This window comes from Okeania sp. (genome assembly GCF_983059655.1).
Genome location: NZ_CEZPJD010000349.1, coordinates 6,827 through 8,114, shown reverse-complemented (window position 1 = coordinate 8,114; position 1,288 = coordinate 6,827). Strand labels below are relative to the sequence as shown.

Below are 1,288 nucleotides of genomic sequence, written 5' to 3'. Positions count from 1 at the left end.
ACTTTTGAATTATAACTTTAGTACCTAATTCTCGGATCGATATAAGCATTTAAAATATCAATAAAAATACTAACTACCACAACAATTCCGGCAAAAAATACGACTATTCCCTGTACTGTAGGATAATCCCGCGAACTAATTGCCTCATATAATCTATTTGCTAAACCAGGCCAAGAAAAAGTTACTTCGGTTAATATTGCTCCTCCTAATAAAGCAGCAAAAGTCAATCCTAAAATTGTAATTACTGGAATCATGGCATTTTTGAAAGCATGAGCAAATAGTATTTTCAATTCCGGAATACCTCTAGCTCTAGCAGCTTCTACATAATCAGATTTTAATGTTTGTTTGAGATTAATTCTGACTATTCTTTCAAAAATACCACTGAGCAAAATTCCTAATGTTAAACTCGGCAAAGCTAAATAATATATAGATGTGAAAAAATGATTTATATTACCACTAAAAATACTGTCAATTGTATATAAACCTGTAATAGTTGGAGGCGGGTTTTCAGTAATAGGAAAACGAGTACCTAAAGGAAACCATTTTAACTGTACTGCAAAAATTAATTGTAAAATCATGCCAGCCCAGAAAGGTGGAACTGCATAAGTAATAATTCCAAATAAACGGCCACCAATATCTAACTTGGTATCAGGGTTAGAAGCTGCAATAGAACCCACAGTAATACCAAAAATTAGAGCGATCGCCATACTAAATACTGCTAATTCTACAGTGGCAGGAAAATAATTTTGAATAATTTGCCAGACTGACTCCCCGCGAGTAGTCATTGATGTGCCAAGGTCAAAACTGAGTAATTTTCCTAGATAATTAAGATACTGTTCTAGTAATGAGCCATCTAAACCAAGTTCTACTCGCAAAGCTTCTTTCGTTGCAGTTGATACTTTTGGTCCAAGAATAGCATCTACGGGGTCTCCCGGTGTTGCTCTTAATAATAGGAAAACTAATGTGCTAATAGTCCATAACATAAGTGGGGCTAATAGCAAACGGATTAATATATAAGAATATAGGGCTTTAGAGCGAGACATTATTTTAAGTCAAAATTCAAAAGTCAAAAGTCAAAAGTAAGAAATTAGAAGTAATTGCCTTTTATTGCTGAATTGAAAAATAGGCAGCAAAGTTAAAAGTCAAAAGTCAAAAGTCAATTTTAAGTCAAAATTCAAAAGTCAAAAGTCAAAAGTAAGAAATTAGAAGTAATTGCCTTTTATTGCTGAATTGAAAAATAGGCAGCAAAGTTAAAAGTCAAAAGTCAAAAGTCAATTTTAAGTCAAAA

1 protein-coding gene is annotated in these 1,288 nt (G+C 32.8%); it reads right to left on the bottom strand.

Annotated features, from left to right (window positions below; translation table 11 throughout):
* Window positions 1-17: 17 nt before the first annotated feature.
* Complete coding sequence (locus tag AC3DU7_RS18840) at window positions 18-1,043, bottom strand: ABC transporter permease (RefSeq protein ID WP_488040851.1); 1,026 nt, start codon at window positions 1,041-1,043, stop codon at window positions 18-20.
* Between the last annotated feature and the right edge of the window lie 245 nt (window positions 1,044-1,288).